Origin of the sequence: Marisediminicola senii, from assembly GCF_011057645.1 — a bacterium.
GTDB lineage: Bacteria > Actinomycetota > Actinomycetes > Actinomycetales > Microbacteriaceae > Marisediminicola > Marisediminicola senii.
Genome location: NZ_JAALGE010000017.1, coordinates 20,006 through 44,968 on the forward strand (window position 1 = coordinate 20,006; position 24,963 = coordinate 44,968).

At 69.7% G+C, this 24,963-nt stretch carries 22 protein-coding genes and 1 pseudogene; 14 read left to right on the forward strand and 9 right to left on the reverse strand.

The features are described 5' to 3' along the window. Positions 1-71: 71 nt before the first annotated feature. From G5S38_RS07645 to G5S38_RS07655, 3 genes are all read left to right on the forward strand, one after another. Complete coding sequence (locus tag G5S38_RS07645; protein WP_165066774.1) at positions 72-1,118, forward strand: substrate-binding domain-containing protein; 1,047 nt, start codon at positions 72-74, stop codon at positions 1,116-1,118. 152 nt (positions 1,119-1,270) lie between these two features. Then, on the forward strand, positions 1,271-2,428 hold the full coding sequence (locus tag G5S38_RS07650; protein ID WP_165066877.1) for a Gfo/Idh/MocA family protein: 1,158 nt from the start codon (positions 1,271-1,273) through the stop codon (positions 2,426-2,428). A gap of 98 nt (positions 2,429-2,526) precedes the next feature. After that, positions 2,527-3,528 carry a sugar phosphate isomerase/epimerase family protein gene (locus G5S38_RS07655; RefSeq protein WP_165066777.1) on the forward strand — a complete coding sequence of 334 codons (1,002 nt, stop codon included), beginning with the start codon at positions 2,527-2,529 and terminating at the stop codon, positions 3,526-3,528. Between the two features lie 39 nt (positions 3,529-3,567). Here the strand turns inward: G5S38_RS07655 and G5S38_RS07660 are convergent, their stop codons facing one another. Both G5S38_RS07660 and G5S38_RS07665 read right to left on the reverse strand, forming a co-directional pair. Next, positions 3,568-4,758 (reverse strand): ROK family transcriptional regulator, encoded by a 1,191-nt coding sequence (locus G5S38_RS07660; RefSeq protein WP_165066780.1) that lies wholly within the window; start codon positions 4,756-4,758, stop codon positions 3,568-3,570. 134 nt (positions 4,759-4,892) lie between these two features. Further along, the gene (locus G5S38_RS07665) at positions 4,893-5,960 is read right to left on the reverse strand and encodes a GNAT family N-acetyltransferase (RefSeq protein ID WP_165066783.1); all 1,068 of its coding nucleotides are present in this window, start codon (positions 5,958-5,960) and stop codon (positions 4,893-4,895) included. Between the two features lie 128 nt (positions 5,961-6,088). On the opposite strand from G5S38_RS07665, the gene smc reads away from it, so the two are divergent. Further along, positions 6,089-9,739: a chromosome segregation protein SMC gene (gene smc, locus G5S38_RS07670; RefSeq protein WP_165066786.1), complete on the forward strand. Its 3,651-nt coding sequence runs from the start codon at positions 6,089-6,091 to the stop codon at positions 9,737-9,739. Positions 9,740-9,754: 15 nt separating this feature from the next. Here smc and G5S38_RS07675 read toward each other — a convergent pair whose 3' ends face one another. The 3 genes from G5S38_RS07675 to G5S38_RS07685 are packed head-to-tail and all read right to left on the reverse strand — an operon-like array spanning position 9,755 to position 13,045. Beyond that, positions 9,755-11,437: an alpha-amylase family protein gene (locus G5S38_RS07675; RefSeq protein WP_165066789.1), complete on the reverse strand. Its 1,683-nt coding sequence runs from the start codon at positions 11,435-11,437 to the stop codon at positions 9,755-9,757. Then, a complete protein-coding gene (locus G5S38_RS07680) occupies positions 11,434-12,426 on the reverse strand; it encodes a TIGR03885 family FMN-dependent LLM class oxidoreductase (protein WP_165066792.1) in 993 nt (330 codons plus the stop codon). Before G5S38_RS07680 ends, G5S38_RS07675 begins: the two co-directional genes overlap by 4 nt. A 25-nt stretch (positions 12,427-12,451) precedes the next feature. Further along, on the reverse strand, positions 12,452-13,045 hold the full coding sequence (locus G5S38_RS07685) for a histidine phosphatase family protein (protein WP_165066795.1): 594 nt from the start codon (positions 13,043-13,045) through the stop codon (positions 12,452-12,454). A 124-nt stretch (positions 13,046-13,169) separates the two neighbouring features. Between G5S38_RS07685 and ftsY the strand changes: the two genes are divergently transcribed. Then, positions 13,170-14,048: a signal recognition particle-docking protein FtsY gene (gene ftsY / locus G5S38_RS07690; RefSeq protein ID WP_165066798.1), complete on the forward strand. Its 879-nt coding sequence runs from the start codon at positions 13,170-13,172 to the stop codon at positions 14,046-14,048. 56 nt (positions 14,049-14,104) lie between these two features. Here the strand turns inward: ftsY and G5S38_RS07695 are convergent, their stop codons facing one another. After that, positions 14,105-14,623, reverse strand: coding sequence for a gamma carbonic anhydrase family protein (locus G5S38_RS07695; RefSeq protein WP_165066801.1), 519 nt, complete (start codon positions 14,621-14,623; stop codon positions 14,105-14,107). A 115-nt stretch (positions 14,624-14,738) separates the two neighbouring features. Then, a complete protein-coding gene (locus G5S38_RS07700) occupies positions 14,739-15,650 on the reverse strand; it encodes an LLM class flavin-dependent oxidoreductase (RefSeq protein WP_165066804.1) in 912 nt (303 codons plus the stop codon). A 35-nt stretch (positions 15,651-15,685) separates the two neighbouring features. Between G5S38_RS07700 and ffh the strand changes: the two genes are divergently transcribed. After that, positions 15,686-17,242, forward strand: a complete 1,557-nt coding sequence (gene ffh, locus G5S38_RS07705) for a signal recognition particle protein (protein WP_165066807.1) — start codon at positions 15,686-15,688, stop codon at positions 17,240-17,242. Positions 17,243-17,288: 46 nt separating this feature from the next. Next, a complete protein-coding gene (locus tag G5S38_RS07710) occupies positions 17,289-18,089 on the forward strand; it encodes an LLM class F420-dependent oxidoreductase (RefSeq protein WP_165066809.1) in 801 nt (266 codons plus the stop codon). 218 nt (positions 18,090-18,307) lie between these two features. On the opposite strand, the gene G5S38_RS07715 is transcribed toward G5S38_RS07710, so the two are convergent. Continuing rightward, entirely contained in the window at positions 18,308-19,441 is a 1,134-nt protein-coding gene (locus tag G5S38_RS07715) for a glutamate--cysteine ligase (RefSeq protein ID WP_165066812.1), read from the reverse strand. A gap of 164 nt (positions 19,442-19,605) precedes the next feature. On the opposite strand from G5S38_RS07715, the gene G5S38_RS07720 reads away from it, so the two are divergent. The 5 genes and pseudogenes from G5S38_RS07720 to trmD all read left to right on the forward strand — a co-directional run bounded on the left by G5S38_RS07720 (position 19,606) and on the right by trmD (position 22,932). After that, positions 19,606-20,556: a DMT family transporter gene (locus tag G5S38_RS07720; RefSeq protein ID WP_165066814.1), complete on the forward strand. Its 951-nt coding sequence runs from the start codon at positions 19,606-19,608 to the stop codon at positions 20,554-20,556. A 177-nt stretch (positions 20,557-20,733) separates the two neighbouring features. Continuing rightward, complete coding sequence (gene rpsP / locus G5S38_RS07725; protein WP_165066817.1) at positions 20,734-21,186, forward strand: 30S ribosomal protein S16; 453 nt, start codon at positions 20,734-20,736, stop codon at positions 21,184-21,186. A 2-nt stretch (positions 21,187-21,188) separates the two neighbouring features. Beyond that, positions 21,189-21,425 carry an RNA-binding protein gene (locus G5S38_RS07730; RefSeq protein WP_165066820.1) on the forward strand — a complete coding sequence of 79 codons (237 nt, stop codon included), beginning with the start codon at positions 21,189-21,191 and terminating at the stop codon, positions 21,423-21,425. Further along, positions 21,382-21,999 (forward strand): annotated as a pseudogene (gene rimM / locus G5S38_RS07735) (ribosome maturation factor RimM); the annotation flags it as partial. The gene G5S38_RS07730 and the pseudogene rimM, both read left to right, overlap by 44 nt. A gap of 228 nt (positions 22,000-22,227) precedes the next feature. After that, positions 22,228-22,932 (forward strand): tRNA (guanosine(37)-N1)-methyltransferase TrmD, encoded by a 705-nt coding sequence (gene trmD / locus G5S38_RS07740; protein WP_165066826.1) that lies wholly within the window; start codon positions 22,228-22,230, stop codon positions 22,930-22,932. 80 nt (positions 22,933-23,012) lie between these two features. Here trmD and map read toward each other — a convergent pair whose 3' ends face one another. Then, the gene (gene map, locus G5S38_RS07745; protein ID WP_165066829.1) at positions 23,013-23,783 is read right to left on the reverse strand and encodes a type I methionyl aminopeptidase; all 771 of its coding nucleotides are present in this window, start codon (positions 23,781-23,783) and stop codon (positions 23,013-23,015) included. 38 nt (positions 23,784-23,821) lie between these two features. Here map and G5S38_RS07750 point away from each other — a divergent pair, with 38 nt between their 5' ends. Then, positions 23,822-24,343 (forward strand): MFS transporter, encoded by a 522-nt coding sequence (locus tag G5S38_RS07750; RefSeq protein ID WP_165066832.1) that lies wholly within the window; start codon positions 23,822-23,824, stop codon positions 24,341-24,343. Positions 24,344-24,542: 199 nt separating this feature from the next. Beyond that, on the forward strand, positions 24,543-24,884 hold the full coding sequence (gene rplS, locus G5S38_RS07755; protein ID WP_165066835.1) for a 50S ribosomal protein L19: 342 nt from the start codon (positions 24,543-24,545) through the stop codon (positions 24,882-24,884). The last annotated feature ends 79 nt before the right edge of the window (positions 24,885-24,963 follow it).

Below are 24,963 nucleotides of genomic sequence, written 5' to 3' on the forward strand. Positions count from 1 at the left end.
GGGTTGACAGGCGAGCTTGCCGCACGTGTCTCCTCCGGCACACACGCAGATCATCCACCAGGAGGAACCACATGCTTGCAGCAACCACGCGGCGTCGACGCTTTCTCGTCGCCGCCGGCGCATCCCTCGCGACAATCGGCCTGCTGGCCGGGTGCACGCCGGGCGACACCGACACCAACGTCGAGCCGGAGACCGCCACCGTCGAGGGCAACGAGGCCGAGGGTGACACAATCGCGATCGGCTTCTCCGGCCCCGCCGCCGACCACGGCTGGCTCGGCGCAATCAACGCCGCGGCACTCGCCGAGGCGGAGAAGTACCCCGACATCGACCTGCGGGTCGCCGAGGGCACCAATGACGCGAACCTGCAGATCAGCCAGGTCGAGGGCTTCATCAACGACGGCGTCGATGCCATCGTGCTGCTGCCGACCGACGGCGCCGCCCTCACCGAGGTCGCGATCCAGGCCATGGAAGCCGGTATCCCCGTGATCAACGTCGACCGGGAGTTCTCGAGCACCTTCGCCTCCCGCGTCACGATCCTCGGCGACAACTACGGAATGGGCGTCAGCGCCGGCACCTACATCTGCGAACAGCTCGACGGCAACGACGACGCCGTGGTCGCGGAGATCGCCGGCATCGACTCCCTCCCGCTCACCCAGGACCGCAGCGCGGGCTTCTCCGACGCGCTCGGTGACTGTGGACTCGAGGTCAGCAACCGCGTGGCGGCGGACTTCACCGTGCAGGGCGGCGAGGCCGCGGCATCGCAGCTGCTCGCATCGGCACCGCAGATCGACGCCATCTGGAACCACGACGACGACCAGGGCATCGGAGTGCTCGCCGCGATCGATGCGGCCGGGCGTGACGAGTTCTTCATGGTCGGCGGCGCCGGCTCCGCGAACGCGATGCGCGAGATCGAGTCCGGCGACGGCGTGCTGCAGGCGACGGTCATCTACCCGTCGACGCAGGCGGCAGACGGCATCCGCCTCGCCCGCCTCGTCGCCCAGGGCAAGGCGCTGAGCGACCTGGTCGAGGTCGAGGTGCCGAACCGCATCGTGCTCAACGCCCCGGTGGTCACCAGCGAGAACGTGGCCGACTACCTGCCGACGGCGTTCGAATCCTGACCGACTGATCGCATCACCCATCCAGGGCGCCCCGCCTTCCCGGCGCGGGCGCCCTGCCCATTCCCCGCACCACCCGCTGCCACTCTCGCGAAGGCAGCCACACATGAGAAGGCAGCACCGTGTCTGAAAACTCCCGCTCCCTGAGAATCGCCATGCTCGGCCACGGATTCATGGGAGCCGCCCATTCGCAGGGGTGGCGCGTCGCGCCGCGCTTCTTCGACCTGCCCGCCAGCCCCGAGATGGCGCTCGTCGTCGGCCGCCGCGCGGAGCCGGCGCGGGCAGCGGCCGAGAAGTGGGGGTGGGCAGAGGCATCCACCGACTGGCGCGAGGCCATCGAACGCGATGACATCGACGTCATCGACATCGTGACCCCCGGCGACTCGCACGCCGAGATCGCCATCGCCGCGCTCGCCGCGGGAAAGCACGTACTGTGCGAGAAGCCGCTGGCCAACACCCTCGCCGAAGCCGACGCGATGGCAGAGGCCGCGGTGGATGCCGCGAGCCGCGGCGTCTTCGCCATGGTCGGGTTCGTTTACCGCAGAACACCCGCCGCCGTCCTCGCGCGGCAGCTCGTCGCCGACGGTGCCGTGGGCGAGATCCGGCAGGTGCGCGCCGCATACCTGCAGGACTGGCTCGTCGATCCCGATGTTCCCCTCGGCTGGCGGCTGCAGAAGGAGCACGCCGGATCCGGGGCGCTCGGCGACATCGGGGCGCACGCCATCGACCTCGCCCAGTTCATCACCGGCCTCCGGCTGGATGCGGTGAGCGGCATCCTGCAGACCGCCATCACTCGTCGCCCGCTCGTCGAGGCGGCGGCCGGACCCTCAGGGCTGTCCGGGGCGGCCGACGGTTCCGGCGAGTACGGAGAGGTCACGGTCGACGACCTCGCGCTGTTCACCGGCCGGTTCGACAGCGGCGTCTACGGGTCGTTCGAGGCGACCAGGCTCAGCACCGGCCGCAAGAACTCCCTGCGCATCGAGGTCGCGGGCTCCGCCGGCGCGATCTCGTTCGACCTCGAGCGGTCGAACGAGCTCGAGTTCTACGACCGCACCGCGAACGCCGGCCGCCAGGGATTCGCGCGGGTGCTCGTCACCGAACCCGAGCACCCCTATATCTCGGCGTGGTGGCCCGCCGGACATATGCTCGGTTATGAGCACGGCTTCACGCACCAGGCGAAGGACTTCGTGGAGGCGATCTGCGCCGGCACCCAGCCGACGCCGTCGTTCGCGGATGGGCGGCAGGTGCAGGCGGTGCTCGACGCGGTGGCGGCCAGCGCGGCATCCAACAGTTCATGGACCAGCACGAGCTGACGCAGCACGCGGCACGATCGCCGGACCCGGCAAGACCTCACGCAACACCCAGCACGACCGAACACGCAGACCCCTCGATGAAGAAGGAGCACCACCGTATGTCTCGTCCTGTCACGTTGTTCACGGGCCAGTGGGCCGACCTGCCGTTCGAGGAGGTCGCGAAGCTGGCCTCGGGGTGGGGGTATGACGGCCTGGAGATCGCGTGCTGGGGTGATCACCTCGACCCGTGGCGGTGGGATGACGCCGAGTACGTCGCCGGCAAGCTCGCGATCCTGGAGAAGTACGACCTGAAGGTGTGGGCGATCTCGAACCACCTGAAGGGGCAGGCGGTGTGCGATGACCCGATCGACCAGCGGCACCGCGACATCCTGCCCGACGTGGTGTGGGGTGACGGCGACCCGGAAGGGGTGCGCCAGCGCGCGGCGGAGGAGATGAAGAACACCGCCCGCCTCGCCGCGAAGCTCGGGGTGAAGACGGTGGTCGGGTTCACCGGGTCGTCCATCTGGAAGTACGTGGCGATGTTCCCGCCCGCATCGGAGGCGATGATCGAGGCCGGGTACCAGGACTTCGCCGACCGGTGGAACCCGATCCTCGACGTGTTCGACGAGGTCGGGGTGCGGTTCGCGCACGAGGTGCACCCGTCGGAGATCGCGTACGACTACTGGACCACCGTGCGGGCGCTGGAGGCGATCGGACACCGGGAGGCGTTCGGGCTCAACTGGGACCCGAGCCACTTCGTGTGGCAGGACCTCGACCCGGTGTCGTTCCTCTGGGACTTCAAGGACCGGATCTACCACGTGGACTGCAAGGACACCAAGAAGCGGATGAGCAACGGCCGCAACGGGCGGCTGGGGTCACACCTGCCGTGGGCCGACCCGCGGCGCGGCTGGGACTTCATCTCCACCGGGCACGGCGACGTGCCGTGGGAAGACAGCTTTCGCATGCTCGGCGCGATCGGCTACGAGGGCCCGTTGTCGGTGGAATGGGAGGACGCCGGAATGGACCGGCTCCTCGGCGCCCCCGAAGCGCTCGAGTTCGTGCGCCGCCTCGGGTTCGAGCCCCCGACGGCCTCCTTCGACGCCGCCTTTAGCGCCCGGTGACTTTCACTAGCGACCCGCCCGACGCGGTGGTCACAGCGGCTAGCCCGCGGTGACCATCGCGTCGACGCGTTCGGGCGACAGTGCGAAGTGGATGGCGAGCATCGCGGCGCCGACGACGGCGGCCTGCGGTCCGACGCTCGAGTGCGTGATGTGCAGGTGCTGCGTCGCGAGCGGCGTCGACCGCGTGTAGATGACCTCGCGAACGCCCGCGATCAGGTGCTCGCCAGCCTGCGCCATCGACCCGCCGATCACGATGACCGACGGGTTCATGAGGCTCACGCACGTGGTGAGCACCTCGCCGAGGTCGCGTCCGGCCTGCCGCACCGCCTGGATCGCCTCCAGGTTGCCGCGCTTGACGAGGTCGATCACGGCCTGCGCGCCGTCGGCGTCGAGTCCGGTGTCGCGGAGTGCCTGGGCGAGGGCCCGACCGGAGGCGAGGGCTTCGAGGCATCCATGATTGCCACACCGGCAGAGCACGTCGCGGCCGCGGGAGATCTGCACGTGGCCGATGTCGCCGGCGATGCCCTGCGCGCCGCGCTGCAGGAAGCCGCCCGAGATGACGCCGGCGCCGATGCCGGTCGCGACCTTGACGAAGATCAGGTGCTCGACGTCGGGCCAGGCCAGCTCGCGCTCGCCGAGCGCCATGATGTTGACGTCGTTGTCGACCAGCACCGGCACGCCGAAGCGGGAGGTGAGGGCGGCCGGAACGTCGAAGCGATCCCAACCGGGCATGATCGGCGGGTTGATCGGCCGCCCGGTGCTGTGCTCGACCGGCCCCGGCAGGCCGACGCCCACCGCGAGCAGGTCGCTGGGGGAGCGCACCGCGCCGTCGACGAGCGCGGCACCGGCGATGGCGACCCAGTCGAGCACCGCGTCGGGTCCGCTCGAGACGGCCATCGGGGTCGAGTCCTCGGCCAGGATGCGACCGGTGAGGTCGCTGACCGCGAGGTGGATGTGGGACGCGCCGATGTCGACGCCGAGCACGACCTTGCCGCGGGCGTCGAGGGCAAACTGCGACGATGGGCGGCCGCCGGTCGATGCGGCGTCGGCGGTCGGACTCACCAGCCCGAGGCGCATCAGCGCGTCGACCCGCAGCGCGACGGTCGAGCGGGCGAGCCCGGTGATGGCCGCGAGCTCGGCGCGGGTGCGGGGTGTGCCGTCACGGAGGATCTGGAACAGGTCACTCGTGGCGACGGTGCGGAGCGGACTCGCACCACTTATGTCGACCATTGTGCAATTCAACCACGTCGATCAGCCGAAGGGGTGCGCGAGGGTGCCTCGCGGGGGCTTGCGCACCCGTCGCCCGTCGCGCCGCTACCGCGCCTGGCTTCGGGCCCGGCTCCACGCCCGCTTCGCCGTCCTCGCTACAGGTCGAGCCGCCAGCTGCCCGGGTAGCCGGCGGCGACGAATCCCAGCGCCTCGTTGACCGCGAGCATGTGGCGGTTCTCCTCGGCGTTCCAGGTATAGACGGATGGATGCCCCGGCGCCAGCTCCTCGAGCCTGGCGAGGTTCGCGGCCTTGACGACCATGCCCAGCCGGTGACCGCGATGGGCCTCGAGCACGACGGTGTCCTGCTGGAACACCGGGCGGGACAGGTCTGCCGGCACCGTCAGCTGGGTGAATCCGACCAGCGAGTCGGTGGCGTCGTGGCGCACGACGGCGGTGAGCCAGCGGCGGCCCTCGGCGTCGCCCCGGGTATCGACGTCGCGCACCCGAGCCTCGTCCCACACTTCCGGCTGGTAGTCGGTCTCGCCGAGCGGCGGCTCGGTGCTCATGGCCGCGTGCAGGATCGCGAGGTCGGCGAGCCGGTGCTCGGGAGTCGGGCCCTCCCACACCTCGAGCGAGTACCCGGCCGGCTGTTCGACGACGGGAGGGGAGGCCGGAAGCGGCAGCCGGCTCATCCGGTCCACCTGCGCGAGCCGGTAGCCGCGCGCGAGCAGGAACCGGGCGCCGGGGTCGTGCCGCGACACCGAACCGTAGCCGGTCGGCGACGTGATGCGCTCGCCGCCGGCGATATCGCGGTGCATCGCGAACACCTGCAGCACGGTGCGTCCCTCGTTCACCGCGATCGCGGCGGCGGTGTCGTACAGGGCACCGCCGATGCCGCGTCCGCGCACCTCGGGCAGCACGTCGACGGTGATCCAGGCCGAGGGCACCGCGTCGCCGCTCTGCACCTCGTGCACCGCCCTGCCGACGATGCGGCCATCCACCCGCGCCACGAACATGCGCCGCGGCTCGTAGGGGTCGTGCCAGGTCGGCAGCAGCTCCGCCGGCGTGTATGCGAGGTCGAACGAGCCGACGATGTCGGCCTCGACCCGGCTGACCACCCCGGTGGCCTCGATGAAGTCCGCGGCGTCCGCGGCGTCGATCGATGCGGGGATGGTCACTTCGTCGATGGTGAACGACGGCGTTCCGGTGGGTGTCGACGGCATGGTGCGCCCAGAATATCGCCGCCCGCGCACGCCCACCAGAGCGCGCACGGCGAGGCCTCTCCGGCCACCGGCGAGGTGTCGGGTACCGTTGTGCCAGTTCCGACCGAGACTTCACAGAACGGCTGCGCGTGTACCTGAAGAGCCTGACCCTCAAGGGATTCAAGTCCTTCGCCCAGCCGACCACCTTCGCCTTCGAGACCGGCGTCACCTGCGTCGTCGGGCCGAACGGCTCCGGCAAGTCCAACGTCGTCGACGCCCTCGCCTGGGTGATGGGCGAGCAGGGAGCCAAGACCCTGCGCGGCGGAAAGATGGACGACGTCATCTTCGCCGGCACCGCCACCAAGGGCCCGCTCGGCCGCGCCGAGGTCGTCCTCACCATCGACAACGCCGACGGCGCCCTCCCGATCGAGTACGCCGAGGTCACCATCAGTCGAACGCTGTTCCGCAACGGCGGCAGCGAGTACGCGATCAACGGGCAGGGCTGTCGCCTGCTCGACGTGCAGGAGCTGCTCAGCGACTCCGGACTCGGGCGCGAGATGCACGTCATCGTCGGGCAGGGCCAGCTCGATGCCGTGCTGCATGCGAGCCCGGAGGATCGCCGCGGATTCATCGAAGAGGCCGCCGGCATCCTCAAGCACCGCCGCCGCAAGGAGAAGACGGTGCGCAAGCTCGACGCGATGCAGGTCAACCTCACCCGCCTCAGCGACCTCGCGGGCGAGATCCGCCGCCAGCTCAAGCCGCTCGGGCACCAGGCCGAGATCGCGCGGGAGGCGCAGACGATCGCCAGCATCGTGCGCGATGCGCGTGCCCGCCTGCTGGCCGACGAGGTCGTCACCCTGCGCGGCACGATCTCGGTGCAGGGCCGCTCGGAGTCCGACCGCAAGACCGAGCGCATCGTGCTGCAGGAGCAGCTCGATGCGGCCAGGCTCCGCCAGCAGCGCATCGAGCAGCAGCAGGTGGGCGACGCCGTCGACCTCGCCCGCCGCACCGCGTTCGGTCTCGAGTCGGTGCAGGAGCGCCTGCGCAGCCTCTACACGCTCGCGAACCAGCGCCTCGCCCTCCTCGGCGAGCAGGCGGAGGCCCCGGAGCAGGCGCGCGGCGTGACAGACCAGGCCGTGATGGATGCCAGTACCGAGGCCGCCCGGTTGCGCGACCTCATCGCGGTGACCGAGACCGCGTGGGACACCGCACGCGCGGCGACGGCGACCGCGCGGCGCGAGCTCGACACCGTCGACGAGCACATCGCAGAGCAGAGTGCGCTGGTCTCCCGGCACGACCTCGAGATCTCTAAGCTCACGGGGTCACTCGATTCCGCGGCATCCCGCCTCGCCGCCGTTCGGGGAGAGGTGCTCCGGCAGTCCGCGGCCCTCGACGCCGCGCGCGCCCGCCGCGACACCGCGGCCGGGGAGCTCGCCGAGCTGGAGTCGGGCGCCGAGGAGTCGGCCGTCGGGGCGACCGACCTCGACGGGTCATATGTCATCGCCCAGGGCGTCGTCGTTGAGGCCGAGGCCGAGATCGAGCGGCTGCGCGACGAGCTGCACGGCCTGGAGAAGGAGCGCGAGGCGCTGTCGGCCCGCGCGACCGCGCTCGGCCAGGCCCTCGACCAGAAAGACGGCTCGGCGGCCCTCGTCGCCGCGGGCCTCGCCGGCATCAGCGGGCTGGTAGCCGAGAGGATCCGCGTGACGCCGGGATTCGAGGCGGCGATCGCCGCGGCCCTCGGGTCGCTCGCCGATTCCGTGCTCGCCGACGACCGGGCGTCGGCCGTCTCGGCCATCGACCACTCGCACGAGCGCGAGTTCGGCCGGGTCGAGCTGCTGATGGCCGACGCGGGTGGTGCGCCGGACGACGAACCGCTCGCCCTGCCCGACGGCGCGGTCCTGGCGACCGACGTGGTGACGGCGCCGGCTGGCGTGCTCGCGCTGCTCACCCGGGTCGTCGTCGCCGACGACGTGCCCGCGGCGCGCGCCGCGTGGCAGTCGCTCGAGACCGTTCCCGGACTGACCGTCATCACCCGCGGCGGAGACGTGCTCAGCCGCTACGTGCTGCGCGGCGGGTCGGGTGCGCAGCGGTCGAGGCTCGAGCTGGTGGCCGACCGGGATGCCGCGACCGACCGCCTCGGCGAGGTGACATCGCTCATCGAGCGCGCGAGATTCACGCTGGGCGAGCAGCGCGAGAGGCACGCGGTCGCCAAGCGACAGGCCGGCCAGGCGCTCGCCGCGCTGCGGGAGTTCGATGCGAAGCTGGCGTCGCAGACCGAGAAGCTCAACCGCGCCAGGGTGCGGGTCGAGGCGACCCAGGGCGAGGCCGACCGGCTCGAACGCGCCCTCGACCAGTCCGCGGGCGCCGTCGACGACGCGGAGCGCGCCGTCGAGAAAGCCAGGCGCGAGGTCGACGAGGCCACCTCCCGCCCCCGCCCGATCCTCGACGTCGCCGCCCGCGACGCTCTGTTCGAGGAGGTCGAGGCCGCCAGGGAGCGCGAGGTCGAGGCCCGGCTGCAGGTCGAGACCGCACGCGAGCGGGTCAGGGCCGAGGAGGCCCGTGCTGCCGCGCTCGAACGCCAGCTCGAGGAGGAACGCGTGCAGGCCGAGGCCGCTGCGCGTCGCGCCGTGATCCGACGCCGTCAGGTCGACGCGGCCCAGTCGGTGATCTCCGCGCTGCCCGCCGTGCTCGACTCCGTCGACCGGTCGGTCTCCGAGGCGCGGGTCGAACTCGCCGCCCGCGAGGCCGAGCGCTCGCAGCAGAATGCCGAGCTCCAGGCGCTGCGCACCGAGGAGGCGGGGCTGCGCGAGCGGCTGCACGCGATCAGCGAAGACCTGCACGGGCTCGAGATGCAGCTCTACGAGGCGCGACTGCACCTCTCCGCCCTGCTCGAGCGGGCCGGGTCGGAGCTCGGATTCGTCGAAGACGTTCTGGTAGCCGAGTACGGGCCGGACCAGCTGGTGCCCGCGGATGGCAGCATCCGTGCCGCCGATGGAGCGAAGCAGGCAGCCGACGCCGACGATGACCCCGGGAGCGAAGACGACGCCGACGGTGACGCCGCCGACGACGCGGGTGCTACCGCGCGTGCTGGCGACGCCGACGCGGAGACCGATGCGCAGGCCGGCGTGCCGTTCGTGCGCGCGCAGCAGGAGAAGCGGCTCGCGAAGGCCGAACGCACCCTCGCGCAGCTGGGCAGGGTCAACCCGCTCGCCCTCGAGGAGTTCAGTGCGCTCGAGCAGCGGCACAGGTTCCTCACCGAGCAGCTCACCGACCTCGCCAACACCCGCAAGGACCTGCTGACGATCATCGACGATATCGACGAGCGCATGCAGACCATCTTCGCGGCGGCGTTCGACGACACCAGGGCGGCGTTCGACCGGGTGTTCCCGATCCTGTTCCCCGGCGGGACTGGAAGCATACACCTGACCGACCCGGCGAACCTGCTTACGACCGGTATCGAGGTCACGGTCAAGCCGGCAGGCAAGAAGATCGAGCGGCTGTCGCTGCTCAGCGGAGGGGAGCGGTCGCTTGCGGCCGTCGCGCTGCTGATCGCCATCTTCAAGGCCAGGCCGAGCCCGTTCTACATCATGGACGAGGTCGAGGCAGCGCTCGACGACGCGAACCTCGGCCGGTTGCTCACGATCTTCGAGGACCTGCGCGAGTCGTCGCAGCTGATCATCATCACGCACCAGAAGCGCACCATGGAGATCGCCGACGCGCTGTACGGCGTCTCGATGCGCGTCGACGGCATCAGCGCGGTCGTCGGCCAGCGCGTGGTGCAGGAGCGCGCCGCGAGCTGACCCGAGCCGCGGCGATCAGTACTGCGTCGTGTCCGGGTGCCGGATGACCCGCAGCCAGCGGTATCCATATCCGACGAGGGGAATCACGGCGTGCCCCGACGCCGTGAGGTCGATGACTCCACCGTCGAGCATGTCGTTCAGCGAGGCATCCCCGTCGATCCCCGGAATGTCCAGGGACAGTTCCTTCGCCTCCGAGGAGAAGTTGTGCACGGCGATGACCTCGCCGCCGTTCCAGCGGAGTCGATGGGCGAGAACCGAGGGGAGGGCCTGGTCGAGGACCTCGAACTCGCCCCAGCCGAACTCCGGCGAGTTGCGGTAGTGGCGCACGAGCGACCGGATGAAGTTCAGCAACGAGTCGGGGTCGCGGCGCTGGGTCTCGACGTTGACGTGCTGCGGGCCGAACCCGCCCTCGACGATCGGGGTGCGCATGCGCGACGGCTTCGCGGCGGAGAACCCGCCGTTCTTGCCCGCGTTCCACTGCATCGGCGTGCGCACCGCCAGGCGGCCGTCGAGATCGAGATTCTCACCCATGCCGATCTCCTCCCCGTAGAACAGCACGGGGGTACCCGGAAGGGTGAACAGCAGGCTGTAGACCATCCGCACTCGCCGAGGGTCACCGCCGACCATGGGAGGAAGGCGCCTGGTCAGCCCTCGCCCGTACACCTGCATGCTCTCGTCCGGGCCGAACGCCGCGAAGACCTCCTCCCGCTCGGCGTCCGACAGCTTGTCGAGGGTCAGTTCGTCGTGGTTGCGCACGAAGTTCGCCCACTGGGAATCCGGATGCCCCGCGGGGCGTGAACGCAGCGCATCGGCGAGCGGCGTTGCATCCTGCCGCGCCATCGACAGGTACAGGTTCTGCATCGCGATGAAGTCGAACTGCATGGTGAGTTCGTCGCCGTCCTCGCCGTCCGCCCCGCCGAAGTAGAGGGCCTGCTCGTCGCGGGGGAGGTTCACCTCACCCAGCAGGACTCCGTCCCCCGTGCGGCGCCCGAGGAATGCGCGCAGCGACCGCAGGTAGGCGTGAGGATCGGGGAGAGCCTCCGGCCCGCCGACGATCCCGTCGGTGTCGAGCAGGAACGGAACCGCGTCGACGCGGAACCCCGACAGGCCCAGCTGCAGCCACACACCCATGATCTTCGCGATCTCGTCGCGCACGAGCGGGTTCGCCACGTTGAGGTCGGGCTGGTGCTTGTAGAAGATGTGCTGGTAGTACTGCCCGGTCTTCTCGTCGAGCTCCCAGTTGCTCGTCTCCTGGTCGGGGAACACCGGTTCGGCGTCCTCCTCCGGGGCCTCGTCCCGCCAGACGTAGAAGTCGCGGTACGGCGAGGTGACGCTGGAGCGCGCGGCCTTGAACCAGGGGTGCTGGTCGGACGTGTGGTTGATCACGAGGTCGGCGATGACCCGGATGCCACGGTCTTTCGCGATCCGGATCACCTCGACCAGATCGCCCAGATGACCGAGCCGGGAATCCACCCCGTAGAAGTCGGTGATGTCGTATCCGTCGTCGCGATCGGGCGTCGGATAGAACGGCATCAGCCACAGGCAGGTCACGCCGAGTTCGGCGAGGTAGTCGATACGGTGGGCGAGTCCCGCGAAGTCGCCGACGCCGTCGTTGTTCCAGTCCATGAACGTCTCGACATCGAGGCAGTAGACGACGGCGCTCTTCCACCACAGGTCGCCGGTGTCGGTGACCCTCATGCGGTGGCCCCGACGACCGCGGGCTTCGCCGTCGGGTTCAGCTGGGGGAGCACCCGGTCGCCGAACACGTCGAGAAAACGATTCTGCTCCTGCCCGACGTGGTGCAGGTACACCTCGTCGACCCCGACGTCGATGAGTTCCGACAGCCACTGCGCGTGCCGGTCCGGATCGGCGGAGATCATCACCGACTCGTGCATGTCCTCGGGGGTGACGTGCTTCGACGCCTCGTCGAATGCCTCCGGTGTCTCGAGGTCCCAGCAGATCGGCGGAGAGAACACGTTCGATCGCCATTGGTCGTGGGCGATGGCGAGCGCCTCGGCATCGGTGTCGGCGTAGCTGAGGTGCACCTGAACCGCCACGGTGCCATCACCGCCGGCGTCCCGATAGCTGCCGATGACGCGGCGGAGCGTCTCGATGGGCTGCGCGATGGTGGCGAGGCCGTCTGCCCAGCTCGCGACCCAGCCCGCGGTCTTCTCGCTCACCGCCGCGCCGATGAGGGCTGGCAGGGTGTCGGGGAGGGTCCACAGCTTGGCGCGGTCGACGGTGATGAGCCCGTCTGCGCTGACCTCTTCACCGGAGAGCAGCGCGCGGATGATCGCCACCGATTCGAGCAGCCGCTCGTTGCGGATCTCCTTACGGGGCCAGCCGCCTCCGGTGATGTGCTCGTTGGCCGCCTCGCCGCTGCCGAGGGCGACCCAGAATCGCCCCTCGTACATCGAGGCGAGGGTGGCGGCGGCCTGGGCGATGATGGCCGGGTGGTAGCGCTGGCCCGGCGCGTTGACTACGCCGAAGGGGAGGTTCGTCGACTGGAGCGCCGCACCGAGCCAGGCCCACGCGAAGGCGGAGTGACCCTGCCGCTCGCTCCACGGGGCGAAGTGGTCGGAGCACATGGCCGCGGTGAAGCCCACCTCTTCAGCGCGCTGCGCCGCGCGGAGGAGTTCGGCCGGGTGCACCTGTTCGTGCGAGGAATGAAATCCGATAACGGTCATATAACGACCATACGGTGACGGTGTCTCAGGCGCTCGGTTCGATGTGGTTCTCGTCGTTGATGGTGACGACGGTCCATTCGCCGTCGCGGTGCTCGATGACACTCGACGCCGCGTTGAGGATGGGCGGCACCTCCACCGGCGTCAGTGTGCGCAGCACCTCGCGGATCAGCGTGCCGTGCGCGACGACGATGACCGACTGCCCGCCGTGGTCGTCGATGATGCGGTCGAGGGCGGCGCGGCCGCGCGCGGCGACCGACTCGCGTTCCTCCATGTCGGCGTAGTCGCCGTTCGGCCACAGCTCGGCGAGCTCGGCGGCGTTCTTGCCCTCGCCCTGGCCGTAGTCGCGTTCCTTCAGCTCGTCGTAGTGCCCGTGCACCTCGAGGCCGATGCCCTCGGCGATGATGCGGCCGGTCTCGGCGGCGCGCGACAGCGGCGAGGTGACGACGCGGTGCCACTCTTCGGAGGCGAAGCGGGTGGCGGCCTCCGAGGCCTGCCCGCGCCCGACATCGTTCAGCGGAATGTCGGAAACACCCTGCAGCTTGAACTGCGCGTTCCAGTCGGTCTGCCCGTGGCGGGTCAGGGCGATGACGGTCGTGCTGCTGGTCTTGGCGCTATTCACGGCATCAACCCTAGACGGCGTCGGTGAACAGCAGACGGCGCCGGTGAACAGCATGCGATGTCGGCCGGTCGCGCGCCGGTACCCGCCGGTCTGCCGCCGCGCACGCCCCGATTAGGCTGGCCCCATGGCAGATCGTTCGAGTCCGTGGTCCCTCGGTGGAGCCCTCCGCGGCATGTTCGCGAAACCCACCATCGACGAGACGACGTGGGACGACCTCGAAGACGCCATGATCACCGCCGACTTCGGCCCCGCGGTCACCGAAGAGGTGCTCGAGCACCTGCACGCCCAGGTGCGCCGGTACAACACGACCGATCCGGTCGACCTGAAACGGATGCTGCGCGAGACGCTCGAAGAGAGACTCGCGAGACTCAACCCCACCCTCACCCTCAGCGCGCGTCCCGCCGTGGTGCTGGTCGTCGGCGTCAACGGCGTCGGCAAGACCACCACGATCGGCAAGTTCTCGAGATTCCTCGTCGGGCACGGCCGCACCGTCATCGTCGGGGCAGCGGACACCTTCCGCGCCGCGGCCGTCGACCAGCTGGCGACCTGGGCAGAGCGCGGGGGAGCCGCGATCCAGCGCCCCCAGCAGGAAGGCCAGGATCCGGCATCCGTCGCCTACCAGACGATCGAGCGGGCACAGCGCGAGGGCATCGACATCGTGCTCATCGACACGGCCGGCCGGCTGCAGACCAAGAGCGGCCTGATGGATGAGCTGGCCAAGGTGCGCCGCGTCATCGAGAAGCAGACCGAGATCGCCGAGGTGCTGCTCGTGCTCGATGCGACTACCGGGCAGAACGGGCTCGCGCAGGCCGAGGCGTTCATCCAGCACGCCGGGGTCACCGGACTCGTCATCACCAAGCTCGACGGATCGGCCAAGGGCGGCTTCGTCATCGCGGTGCAGGAGAAGACTGGAATCCCGATCAAGCTCATCGGCCAGGGCGAGCGGATCGGCGACCTCACCGGTTTCACGCCCCACGTCTTCGTGTCGCAGCTGATCGGCTGAGGCCGCCCCCAGCGTCGGCGCAACCGGTTGGCCCCGGCAGGTCAGCTCTCCGCCGGCTACGCGGTCAGTGCGCGGTGCTTCGCCGCGAGCACGCGATACCGTTCGGCATTGGCCTGGATGCTGCGCAACTCGTCATCGATGATCGCCCGGCGTACCTTCGCCGGAACCCCCGCCACCAGCGATCCCGGGGGCACGACCGTGCCCTCCAGCACCACCGACCCCGCCGCGACGAGCGACCCGCGCCCGATCACCGCGTTGTTGAGCACCGTGGCCGACATGCCGATCAGGCAGTCGTCCTCCACCGTGCAGCCGTGCAGCACGGCGGCGTGCCCGACGCTCACGCCGGAGCCGACCACGGTCGGCTTGCCGGTGTCGCAGTGCACGACCACGTTGTCCTGCAGGTTGCTTCCGGCGCCGAGGGTGATGGAGTCCATGTCTCCGCGCAGCACCGCGCCGTAGAACACGCTCGACTCCTCGCCGAGGGTCACCGCGCCGATCAGGGTCGCGGTGGGTGCAGCCCATGCGGAGTCGGCGATCGCGGGGGAGTTGCCGTCGAAATCGAGGATCGTCGTCATGCCGTCCAGCGTAGGTGCAGCGCCGTCGCCGTCGCCGTCGCCGTCACCGTCGCCCTCCGCCGTCACGCGTCGCCGGCGCCCGCAGCCTCAGCGCCCTCCGCTGGCGCCCGCAGCCTCAGCGCAGGCCGGCCAGTATCGCCGCGACGTCGTCGAGCACCGCTTCCGACCCCGCGTAGACGCCCTCCTGCCGCGGCCAGTGCACGATCACGTCGGTGAAGCCCGCGATGGATGCCCTGGCGACCGCATCCTCGAAGGCCGAGGTGCTGCGCAGCGAATACGCACCACCCGAGTCCAGCGAGAGGTAGCGGTCGATCGACCCGGCTGGCCGGCCCGCGCGATCGGCCGCGTCGTCCAGCCGCCCGGCGAGCGTCTCGACCGACGCCCACCACTCCTCGCCGGTCGCTCCCTCAGCACCCGTGGTCACCCAGCCGGCGCCGTGCCTGCACACCACGTCCAGTCCCTTCGGACCGTTGGCCGCGAGCACGAACGGCACCCGCGGGGACTGCGCGGGGGTGCCGACCATGCGCGCAGACACCGCCTCGAACCACTCGCCGGAGACGCTGATGCCGTCGGGCGAGCCCGCTTCCCCGGCGCTGTCCCCGCCCTGCTCGTATCGCAGCAGCGCATCGAGGGCGGTGACGAACTCGGCGTAGCGGTCGTGACGGTCGCGCGGTGACAGCGGGGGCTGGCCGAGCACGTCGGCGTCGAACCCGGTTCCCCCGGAACCGAGGCCAAGCAGCATCCGTCCACCCGCAATGTCGTCGAGGGTCGCGATCTCCTTGGCGAACGGCACGGGATGGCGGAAGTTGGGGGAGGCGACGAACGTTCCGAGCCTGATGCGCTCGGTCACGACCGCCGCGGCCGTCAGGGTGGGGACCGTCGCACCCCACGACTCACCGGCGAGGGAACGCCACGACAGGTGGTCATAGGTCCACGCGTGGTCGAACCCGAAGTCCTCGGCGGCCTGCCACCGGCGTCTCGCCGCTGGCCACGGATACTGCGGCAGGATCACTATTCCGAAGCGCACGCGCCGAGCCTAGCCCGGGTTAAACTGGCAGCACCATGGCCACCTTCGGAAACCTCACTGACCGCCTCGCGGATACCTTCAAGAACCTGCGCGGCAAGGGCAAGCTCACGCCCGCAGACATCGACGGCACGGTCCGCGAGATCCGCCGGGCGCTGCTCGACGCCGACGTCTCGCTCGATGTCGTCAAGGCGTTCACCGCGACGGTGCGCGACCGCGCCCTCGGCGGCGAGGTCTCCCAGGCGCTCAACCCCGCCCAGCAGGTCGTGCAGATCGTCAACGAGGAGCTCATCCAGATCCTCGGTGGCGAGGCGCGCCGCATCCAGTTCGCCAAGACGGCGCCGACCGTCATCATGCTCGCCGGCCTGCAGGGTGCAGGAAAGACGACCCTCGCCGGCAAGCTCGCGAAGTGGCTCGCCAAGGACAACCACACGCCGCTGCTCGTCGCGGCCGACCTCCAGCGCCCCAACGCGGTGACGCAGCTGCAGGTCGTCGGCCAGCAGGCCGGCGTGCAGGTGTTCGCCCCCGAGCCAGGCAACGGCGTCGGCGACCCGGTGCGCGTGGCCCGTGACGCGGTCAAGTTCGCGCGCGACAAGCAGTACGACGTGGTCATCGTCGACACCGCGGGTCGACTCGGCGTCGACGCCGAGCTGATGAAGCAGGCGTCGAACATCCGCAAGGCCATCGACCCCGACGAGGTGCTGTTCGTCATCGACGCGATGATCGGACAGGATGCCGTCGCGACCGCCAAGGCGTTCCAGGCGGGTGTCGACTTCACAGGAGTCGTGCTCTCGAAGCTCGATGGTGACGCGCGCGGTGGAGCTGCGCTCAGCGTGGCATCCGTCACCGGGCGTCCGATCCTGTTCGCCTCCACCGGCGAATCCCTCGATGCGTTCGAGCCGTTCTACCCCGACCGCATGGCCAGCCGCATCCTCGACCTCGGTGACATCCTCACCCTCATCGAGCAGGCGCAGCAGCACTTCGACGAGGAGGAGACCCGCAAGGTCGCCGAGAAGCTCGCGACGTCGACCTTCACCCTCGAAGATTTCCTCAGCCAGATGCAGCAGCTCAAGAACATGGGCTCGATCAAGAACATGCTCGGCATGCTGCCGGGAGCCAAGGGCATGCGCGAGCAGCTCGAGAACTTCGACGAGAGCGAGATCACCCGCACCGAGGCGATCATCCAGTCGATGACGCTGCAGGAGCGCCGCCAGCCCAAGGTGCTCAACGGATCGCGACGAGTGCGCATCGCCCGCGGTTCCGGCACCACCGTCACCGAGGTGAACGCGCTGGTCAACCGGTTCGACCAGGCCGCCAAGATGATGAAGACCGTCGCGAAGGGCGGGGTGCCACAGGTGCCGGGCATGGGGCCGATCCCCGGCGCCGGCTTCAGCGGCGGTCGCGGCAAGGTGCAGCAGAAGAAGAAGGGCTCGAAGTCGGGCAACCCCGCCAAGCGGGCGACCGAGAACGCCGCGCTCGCCGCGGGGGCCAGCGCGAACCCGACTGGCGCGGGCTTCGGCCTGGGCGGACGCACGGGCACCGATGCACCGAGCGAAGAAGAACTCGCGTCGCTGCAGAAGTTCCTCGGCCGGTAACCTCGGCTCTCCCGCGGGGGACCGGGGTCGCGATTAGGCTCGATTCATGACCTCCACGAAACGACCCGTTCGCATCGGCGTGCAGATTGCACCCCAGCACGCCCCCTACGAGAAGATCCGCGACACCGCCGCCGCCCTCGAAGATGCGGGCACCGACATCCTGTTCAACTGGGACCACTTCTACCCGCTCTCGGGTGAACCAGACGGGCTGCACTTCGAGTCCTGGACCATGCTCGCCGCCCTCGCCGAGCAGACCAGCCGCGTCGAGCTCGGCGCGCTCGTCAACTGCAACAGCTACCGCAATGCCAACCTGCAGGCCGACATGGCCCGCACCATCGACCACATCAGCGCCAAGGGCACCGGTGTAGGGCGCTTCATCTTCGGCACCGGCTCCGGCTGGTTCGAGCGCGACTACGCCGAGTATGGCTACGAGTTCGGCACCGCCGGTGAGCGTCTCAACGCCCTCGCCGCCGCCATGCCCGTGATCGAGGAGCGCTGGACGAAGCTCAACCCCGCGCCGACCCGCGACATCCCCGTGCTGATCGGCGGTGGCGGCGAGAAGAAGACGCTCAAGATCGTCGCGAAGCACGCCGATATCTGGCACAGCTTCGCCGACCCGGAGACCCTCGAGCGCAAGCTCGGAGTGCTCGCCGGCTGGTGCGACGAGGTCGGCCGAGACATGGCCGAGATCGAGGTATCGAACGAGTTGCGCGACAAGACGGTCGACGAGGCAGAAGAACTGTACGCGCGCGGCGTGACGCTCTTCACCCTCGGCATCAGCGGACCCGACTACGACCTCGCCCCCGCCGTCGACTGGCTGGCCTGGCGCGACTCGAAGAACGCGTAGCCCGGCTTTCATCATTCAGGAACGCTGCTGCCGAACCTTTCATCATTCAGGAGTTGCGGGCCCGATGTGACGTGTCGACGGGCGAAAATGCCCCGGTACGCCGCATCCGCCCGTCCAACTCCTGAATTCTGAACAGTGCCGACCGGGCTACTCCTGAATGATGAAAGCAGCCCGATCGCCGGCCACCCGCCGATGCGCGAGCCCGGAAAAGCCGCAGCTCAGCCGAGACCGTCGCGCAGTTCCTTCACGAGCGATCCGACCACGGCCTTCAGGCTGCCTCCGGATGCCTCGGCCACGCGCTGCTGGCGCTGGTAGCTGGCCCCGCGCTCGAGGATCACGAGCACGTCGTTCAGTTCGGCGACGCAGCCCAGGCGCTCCGCGATCGGCGTCAGGCGGGTCACGATGTCGCGCAGGTCGTCGGTGATGTGGCACTCGTCACCGGCGGCATTGCGGATGATGATCGCATCCATCCCATACCGCGCAGCGCGCCACTTGTTCTCTCGCACGTACCAGGGCGGCATGGTCGCGATCTCATGCCCGTCGTCGAGGGCGGTGGAGAACTCCTCGACGAGGCACTGGGTGAGGGCGACGATCGCCCCGACCTCCTGCACCGTGGCGAGCCCGTCGCAGACGCGCATCTCGATGGTTCCCCAGCGGGCAGACGGCCGGATGTCCCACCGCAGCTCGTTGTAGTGGTCGATCACGCCGACGTGCAGCATGTCGTCGACCATCGCCTCGTAGTTCGCCCAGGCACCGAACTGAGGGGGGAGGCCCGCTGTCGGCAGCTGCTGGAACAGCATCGCGCGGCTCGACGCGTATCCGGTCGACTCGCCCGCCCAGAACGGGCTCGATGCCGACAGTGCCTGAAAGTGCGGGTAGTAGGTGAGCAGGCCGTTGATGATCGGCAGCACCTTCTCGCGATCCTCCACTCCGACGTGCACGTGCACGCCCCAGATCATCATCTGGCGACCCCACCACTGCGTGCGGTCGATGAGCGTCGCATAGCGCTGCTTGTCGGTGACCTGCTGCGTGTGCCACTGGCTGAACGGGTGCGTGCCTGAGCACATCAGGTCGACGCCCATGGGGCCTGCGACCGTGCGCACCGCCTCGATCATGCGCGAGAGGTCGGCGAGGCCGTTCGACACGGTGCCGTGCACGCCGGTCACGATCTCGACGGTGTTGGTGAGCAGCTCGGCGGTGATCTGCTGGTTCTCGGTGCCGTCCGGCAGCTCGACGGCCGCGAGGATCTCGGGGGCCGCCGGGGCGAGCTCGCCGCTGGCATGGTCGACGAGCGCGAGCTCCCACTCGATGCCGAGCGTCGAGCGCCCCGACTTCGCGAATTCGATCTCCACGGCTGGCACCTCCGGATTGGGGAGGGGCACCAACAGGTGACCCGAGCCCATCCTGACACCGCACGGGCCGATCCGGGTGGGCGCCACCCGGAGGCGTGCCCGCGAGTCGCGGTATCCGACACCGTGCGGGGAATGGATGCCGCCGGCTGCCGTTACCGTCAGGTATGACCTCCGCCGACCCGACGCCCCCGCCCGCGGGCACCCCGCCGACCGGCGTCCCGCCCGTCACCGGCGCGGCAGTGGCACGGGGTGCGGCGTCGCTCCCTGCGCCCGTGCTCATCGCGATCGTCGTCACCGTGATCGCCTGGGCCAGCGCGTTCATCGTGATCCGCGGCGTCGGGCCGCACTTCGAGGGCGGCTCGCTCGCGCTGATCCGCCTCGTCGTCGGTGCGGTGCTGCTCGGGGTGATCATGATCGGCCGCCGGTGGGTCGCGCCGACGAGGCGGGAGTGGCTGCTCATCGCCGGGTTCGGCCTCGCCTGGTTCGGGCTCTACAACGTCGCGCTCAACATCGCCGAGCAGACCCTCGACGCCGGCACCACGGCGATGCTGGTGAACATCGCGCCCATCCTGATCGCGCTCGGGGCCGGGCTGTTCCTCGGCGAGGGCATCCCCAAATGGCTCGCGATCGGCGTCGGCGTCGCATTCGTCGGGGTGCTGCTCATCGGCTTCGGCACCTCGGGCGGTGCGGACGGCCAGGGCGTCGGCATCCTGTGGGGACTCGTCGCCGCCGTCACCTACGCGATCGGCGTGCTGCTGCAGAAGCCGGCGCTCCGCCGGCTGCCCGCCGCCCAGGTCACGTTCATGGGGTGCGCCATCGGGGCCGTCGGCTGCCTGCCGTTCGCCGCGCAGGCCGTCACCGACCTGCAGTCGGCGCCCGTGGCATCCATCGTCGGGGCTGTCTACCTCGGTGCGGTGCCCACCGCACTCGCGTTCAGCACCTGGGCATACGCGCTGTCGCGCATGCCGGCCGGGCAACTCGGCGTCACGACCTACGTGGTGCCGCCGCTCGCGATCCTGTTCGGGTTCCTGCTGCTCGGGGAGGTGCCGGCGCCGCTCGCGATCGTGGGAGGTGCGATCTGCCTCGGGGGAGTGGCGCTGTCGCGCAGGCGCTGACCGCGCACCCTATACACCGTGTCACCGCGGTGCCGGATTCTCTGGCAGAATGGTCAGTCGAGTGCTCGCACGCCCGACCCTCTAATCAGGCCGCGAGACGCTCCCTTCGAGCTCGTGTCGAGTGTGCCCCCACGCTCACGCCATCAGTTCAACCACTCAAGATAATTCAGGAGAATTGTGGCTGTAAAGATCCGTTTGAAGCGCATGGGCAAGATCCGTGCACCGTACTACCGCATCGTCGTCGCCGACGCACGCACAAAGCGTGACGGCCGCGCGATCGAGGAGATCGGGCTGTACCACCCCACCGAGGAGCCGTCGGTCATCAAGATCGACTCCGAGCGTGCGCAGTACTGGCTCAGCGTCGGCGCGCAGCCGACCGAGCAGGTCGCTGCCCTCCTCAAGCTCACGGGCGACTGGGGCAAGTACAAGGGCGACGCCGACGCCGTCAGCACCGTCAAGGTGAAGGAAGCCAAGGCCGAATTCGTCGCCGACGAGAAGAAGAAGGCCGTTCTCAAGCCCAAGGCCAAGGTCGAAGCACCCGCGCCCGTCGAGGCCGACGCTGACGCGCCTGCTGCCGACGCCGCGGAGAACGACGCCGAGGCGCCTGCCGCCGACGCCGACAAGGCCTAGTAATGCTCGCCGGAGCCCTCGAGCATCTCGTCAAGGGGATCGTCGATCACCCTGACGATGTTCAGGTGGTCGCAAAGAATTCCCCGCGCGGCGATGTCCTCGAGGTGCGCGTGCACCCCGAGGACCTCGGCCGGGTCATCGGACGATCGGGTCGCACCGCCAAGGCGCTGCGCACCCTCGTCTCGGCCATTGCCGATGGCAAGCGCGTGCGAGTTGACGTGGTGGATACCGATTTCTGATCAGCCGTCACCCCATCAGACCGAGCTCCGGATCGGTCGCCTCACGAAGGCCCATGGCCTCAAGGGCGCCCTCAAGGTAGAGCTGTATACGGACGACCCCGCCCGGCGCTTCGTGCCGGGCGCGGTCTTCCAGCTCCAGGTACCCACCGAGTCGGTGTGGCACGGCAAGACCATCGAGCTCGCCGAGCTCAAGTGGTACAACAGCCACGCGGTCGCGTTCTTCAAGAACGTCGTCGACCGCGACGGCGCTGAGTCGCTCGTCAAGGCCATCCTCTGGGTGCACCAGGACGCCGCCGAGCTGCCAGAAGAAGATGACGCCTGGTACGACCACCAGCTGGTCGGCCTGGCCGTCGTGCGCGACGGGGCCACCGTCGGCGTCGTCGCCCGCGTCGACCACATGCCGGCGCAAGACCTGCTCGCGGTCACGACCGACGCCGGCGAGGTGCTCGTGCCGTTCATCAAGGCATTCGTGCCCGCCGTCGACATCGCGGCGAAGACCGTCACCGTCACGCCCCCGCTCGGCCTGTTCGAGGAGATCCCGGACGACGGAATCTCCGAGCAGCCCGCGCCGTCCGACGACGCGGTGGATGCCGCATCCATCGACACCGCAGACGAACCGTCGTCACCCGCATCCGTCGACGACCTGCTCGACGCCCTCGTGGTGAATGACGACAGCGCTGCTGACGACAGCGCTGCCGACGACGGTGCTGGTGCTGGCGAGGCTAGTGCTGGCAGGGCTGCTGCTGGCGAGGCCGCTGCCGACAGCGGCGCCGCCGCCACGCGCACGGAATAGCCCGGCGCGATGCGCATCGACATCGTCACCATCTTTCCCGAGTTCTTCTCGGTGCTGGATGTCTCGCTGCTCGGGCGAGCGCGCCAGAGCGGCATCATCGACCTCGGCGTGCACGACCTGCGTGACTACGCGTACGACCGGCACCGCACCGTCGACGACACCCCGTACGGCGGGGGAGCCGGCATGGTCATGCGTCCAGAGCCGTGGGGCGACGCGATCGACGGCATCCTCTACGCCAGCGAGGGCCGCGGCATCGTCGACCCGGTCATCCTGTTCCCGTCACCGGCGGGCGAGCTGTTCACCCAGTCGCTGGCGCAGCAGCTCTCGACCGAACAGCAACTGGTCTTCGGCTGCGGCCGGTACGAGGGCATCGACCAGCGGGTCGTCGACTACGCCGCGACGCGCGCCCGGGTCAAGCTCGTCAGTATGGGCGACTACGTGCTCAACGGCGGCGAGGTCGCGACGATGGCAATGATCGAGGCCATCGGGCGCCTCATCCCCGGTGTCATCGGCAACCCCGCGAGCCTCGTCGAGGAGAGCCACTCCGACGGGCTGCTCGAATACCCCAGCTACACCAAGCCCGCCACGTGGCGCGGGCTTGCGGTGCCGCCGGTGCTCATGGGCGGCAACCATGGCGCGATCGCCGCGTGGCGCCGCGAGCAGCAGCTCGAGCGCACCCGCCGCGTGCGCCCCGACCTGCTGCCGCCGGAGTAGCCGGGCCTCGGGCGGTCAGCCGCCCGGGCGCAGGCGGTCGCGCCGCCGCGGAGTAGCCGACGCCTCGGGCGGTCAGCCGCTCAGGCGGGGCGGGCGGTGAGCACGACGGGTCCGTCATCCGTCACCGCGATGGTGTGCTCGGAGTGCGCGGCCCGCGACCCGTCGAGGCTGCGCAGCGTCCAGCCGTCGGGGTCGGTGAAGATGCGGTCGGTGCCCTCGATCAGCCACGGCTCGATGGCGAACACCAGGCCGGCGCGCAGCGGAAAGCCGCGGCGGGCACGACCGTCGTTCGGAATGTGTGGATCGCCGTGCATGGTGCGTCCCACCCCGTGGCCACCGAAGTCGGTGTTGACCGAGTACCCGGCCTCGCGCGAGACCCTGCCGATCTCGGCCGAGATGTCGCCGATGCGGTTTCCGACCACGGCCGTTGCGATCGCGGCATCCAGGGCGGCCTCTGTCGTGGCGATGAGGCGCAGGTCCTCGGCGCGGGGCGTGCCCACGACGAACGAGACCGCGGAGTCGGCGACCCAACCGTCGACGCTGACCGCGAAGTCGAGGGTCACCAGGTCGCCGTCGCGGATCGCGTAGTCGTAGGGGAGGCCGTGCAGGGCGGCGTCGTTCACCGACGTGCAGAGCACCTTGCCGAACGGGCTGGCGCCGAACGACGGGTGGTAGTCGATGTAGCAGCTCTCCGCGCCGCGCTCGCGGATCATCTCGTGCGCCATCCGGTCGAGTTCGAGCAGGTTGACGCCCACCGCGGAGCGTGCCCTGAGCTCCGTCAGCACCTCGCCGACGAACGATCCGGCGGCCCGCATCTCGGTAATCTCTCTGGGGGTTCTCAACTCGATCATCCAGCCATTGTCCCGCGTGATCCGCGTACGCTGGAACCATGTGGGTACGCAAGGCGTTCTATTGGGTACAGCTGGTGGCGATCGCGGTCGTGCCGGTGTGGATCATCGTGGCCACATCCATCGCGCCGACCGGCCTCGGGGCTCAGGACATCCTGGTCTTCCTTGCCTGGCCGGCCCTCGCGCTCGCCCAGGTCGCCGTGCTCGGCATCACCAGGGCCCGCAAGGCGGTGCGTCAACAGCACATCCTGTCGTGGGTGGATGTCGCGGCCCTGTCCACCTGGTACGCGGTCGCCATCGCGTACGGCGGATTCGTGGCCGCCGCATCCCGCCTCGGCGCGGGCCTCACCGGAGGTCTCCTCATCGTCGTGACCATCGCGGTCATCGCCCTCGCGGTGTGGCAGCTCGTCACCGCCGCCCGCGCCCACGTGCGCACCGTCATGGCGAGCCTCGACTACACCGCCGTTCCCGCGGGGGAGTACCGGGCATCGGCGAACACCGGCCCGACATCGCCCGGCAGCGGCGACGGGGACGTGTACCGCATCACCCCGCCCCAGCGCTGACGAGCACCGCCGCGGGGTCGCCGCGTCGCCTGCATCACGGTCGCTCGCGTAGCCGTGGTGTGCCGGAGTATGACAGACTTATCGATTGTGCCACCGCAGGACCCTGCCACAGGGGGGTTCGAGCTGACTTCGGCACACACAATCGCGAGCAACACCGAGAACGTGGTCGACCCGTGGCGGTCACAGGAAGCGAAACACCATGCATATCCTCGACAGCGTCGATGCGGCATCACTCCGCACCGACATCCCAGAATTCCGCGCCGGCGACACCGTGCGCGTGCACGTCAACATCGTGGAAGGCGCGCGTTCGCGTATCCAGGTCTTCCAGGGCGTCGTCATCGGCCGCTCGGGTGAAGGCGTGCGCGAGACGTTCTGCGTTCGCAAGGTGAGCTTCCAGGTCGGCGTCGAGCGCACGTTCCCCGTGCACTCCCCGGTGATCGACCACATCGAGGTCGTCACCCGTGGAGACGTCCGCCGCGCGAAGCTGTACTACCTCCGCGACCTGCGCGGCAAGAAGGCGAAGATCAAGGAAAAGCGCTGACTCCAGCGTCGACCTTCCGGCGCTGACACTCTGGCGCCGACCCAGACTTCACTGAGCTCCCCACCACGTACCATGGTGG

What these genes read in the sequence shown, in the direction of transcription:
- G5S38_RS07750 (WP_165066832.1), top strand. Translation starts at nt 23,822, where the DNA reads ATGTGGGTACGCAAGGCGTTCTATTGGGTACAGCTGGTGGCGATCGCG.
- trmD (WP_165066826.1), top strand. Translation starts at nt 22,228, where the DNA reads ATGCGCATCGACATCGTCACCATCTTTCCCGAGTTCTTCTCGGTGCTG.
- G5S38_RS07720 (WP_165066814.1), top strand. Translation starts at nt 19,606, where the DNA reads ATGACCTCCGCCGACCCGACGCCCCCGCCCGCGGGCACCCCGCCGACC.
- G5S38_RS07655 (WP_165066777.1), top strand. Translation starts at nt 2,527, where the DNA reads ATGTCTCGTCCTGTCACGTTGTTCACGGGCCAGTGGGCCGACCTGCCG.
- G5S38_RS07680 (WP_165066792.1), bottom strand. Translation starts at nt 12,426, where the DNA reads ATGACCGTTATCGGATTTCATTCCTCGCACGAACAGGTGCACCCGGCC.
- rplS (WP_165066835.1), top strand. Translation starts at nt 24,543, where the DNA reads ATGCATATCCTCGACAGCGTCGATGCGGCATCACTCCGCACCGACATC.
- G5S38_RS07710 (WP_165066809.1), top strand. Translation starts at nt 17,289, where the DNA reads ATGACCTCCACGAAACGACCCGTTCGCATCGGCGTGCAGATTGCACCC.
- G5S38_RS07660 (WP_165066780.1), bottom strand. Translation starts at nt 4,758, where the DNA reads ATGGTCGACATAAGTGGTGCGAGTCCGCTCCGCACCGTCGCCACGAGT.
- ffh (WP_165066807.1), top strand. Translation starts at nt 15,686, where the DNA reads ATGGCCACCTTCGGAAACCTCACTGACCGCCTCGCGGATACCTTCAAG.
- G5S38_RS07695 (WP_165066801.1), bottom strand. Translation starts at nt 14,623, where the DNA reads ATGACGACGATCCTCGATTTCGACGGCAACTCCCCCGCGATCGCCGAC.
- G5S38_RS07650 (WP_165066877.1), top strand. Translation starts at nt 1,271, where the DNA reads ATGCTCGGCCACGGATTCATGGGAGCCGCCCATTCGCAGGGGTGGCGC.
- G5S38_RS07665 (WP_165066783.1), bottom strand. Translation starts at nt 5,960, where the DNA reads ATGCCGTCGACACCCACCGGAACGCCGTCGTTCACCATCGACGAAGTG.
- G5S38_RS07645 (WP_165066774.1), top strand. Translation starts at nt 72, where the DNA reads ATGCTTGCAGCAACCACGCGGCGTCGACGCTTTCTCGTCGCCGCCGGC.
- map (WP_165066829.1), bottom strand. Translation starts at nt 23,783, where the DNA reads ATGATCGAGTTGAGAACCCCCAGAGAGATTACCGAGATGCGGGCCGCC.
- ftsY (WP_165066798.1), top strand. Translation starts at nt 13,170, where the DNA reads ATGGCAGATCGTTCGAGTCCGTGGTCCCTCGGTGGAGCCCTCCGCGGC.
- G5S38_RS07730 (WP_165066820.1), top strand. Translation starts at nt 21,189, where the DNA reads ATGCTCGCCGGAGCCCTCGAGCATCTCGTCAAGGGGATCGTCGATCAC.
- G5S38_RS07675 (WP_165066789.1), bottom strand. Translation starts at nt 11,437, where the DNA reads ATGAGGGTCACCGACACCGGCGACCTGTGGTGGAAGAGCGCCGTCGTC.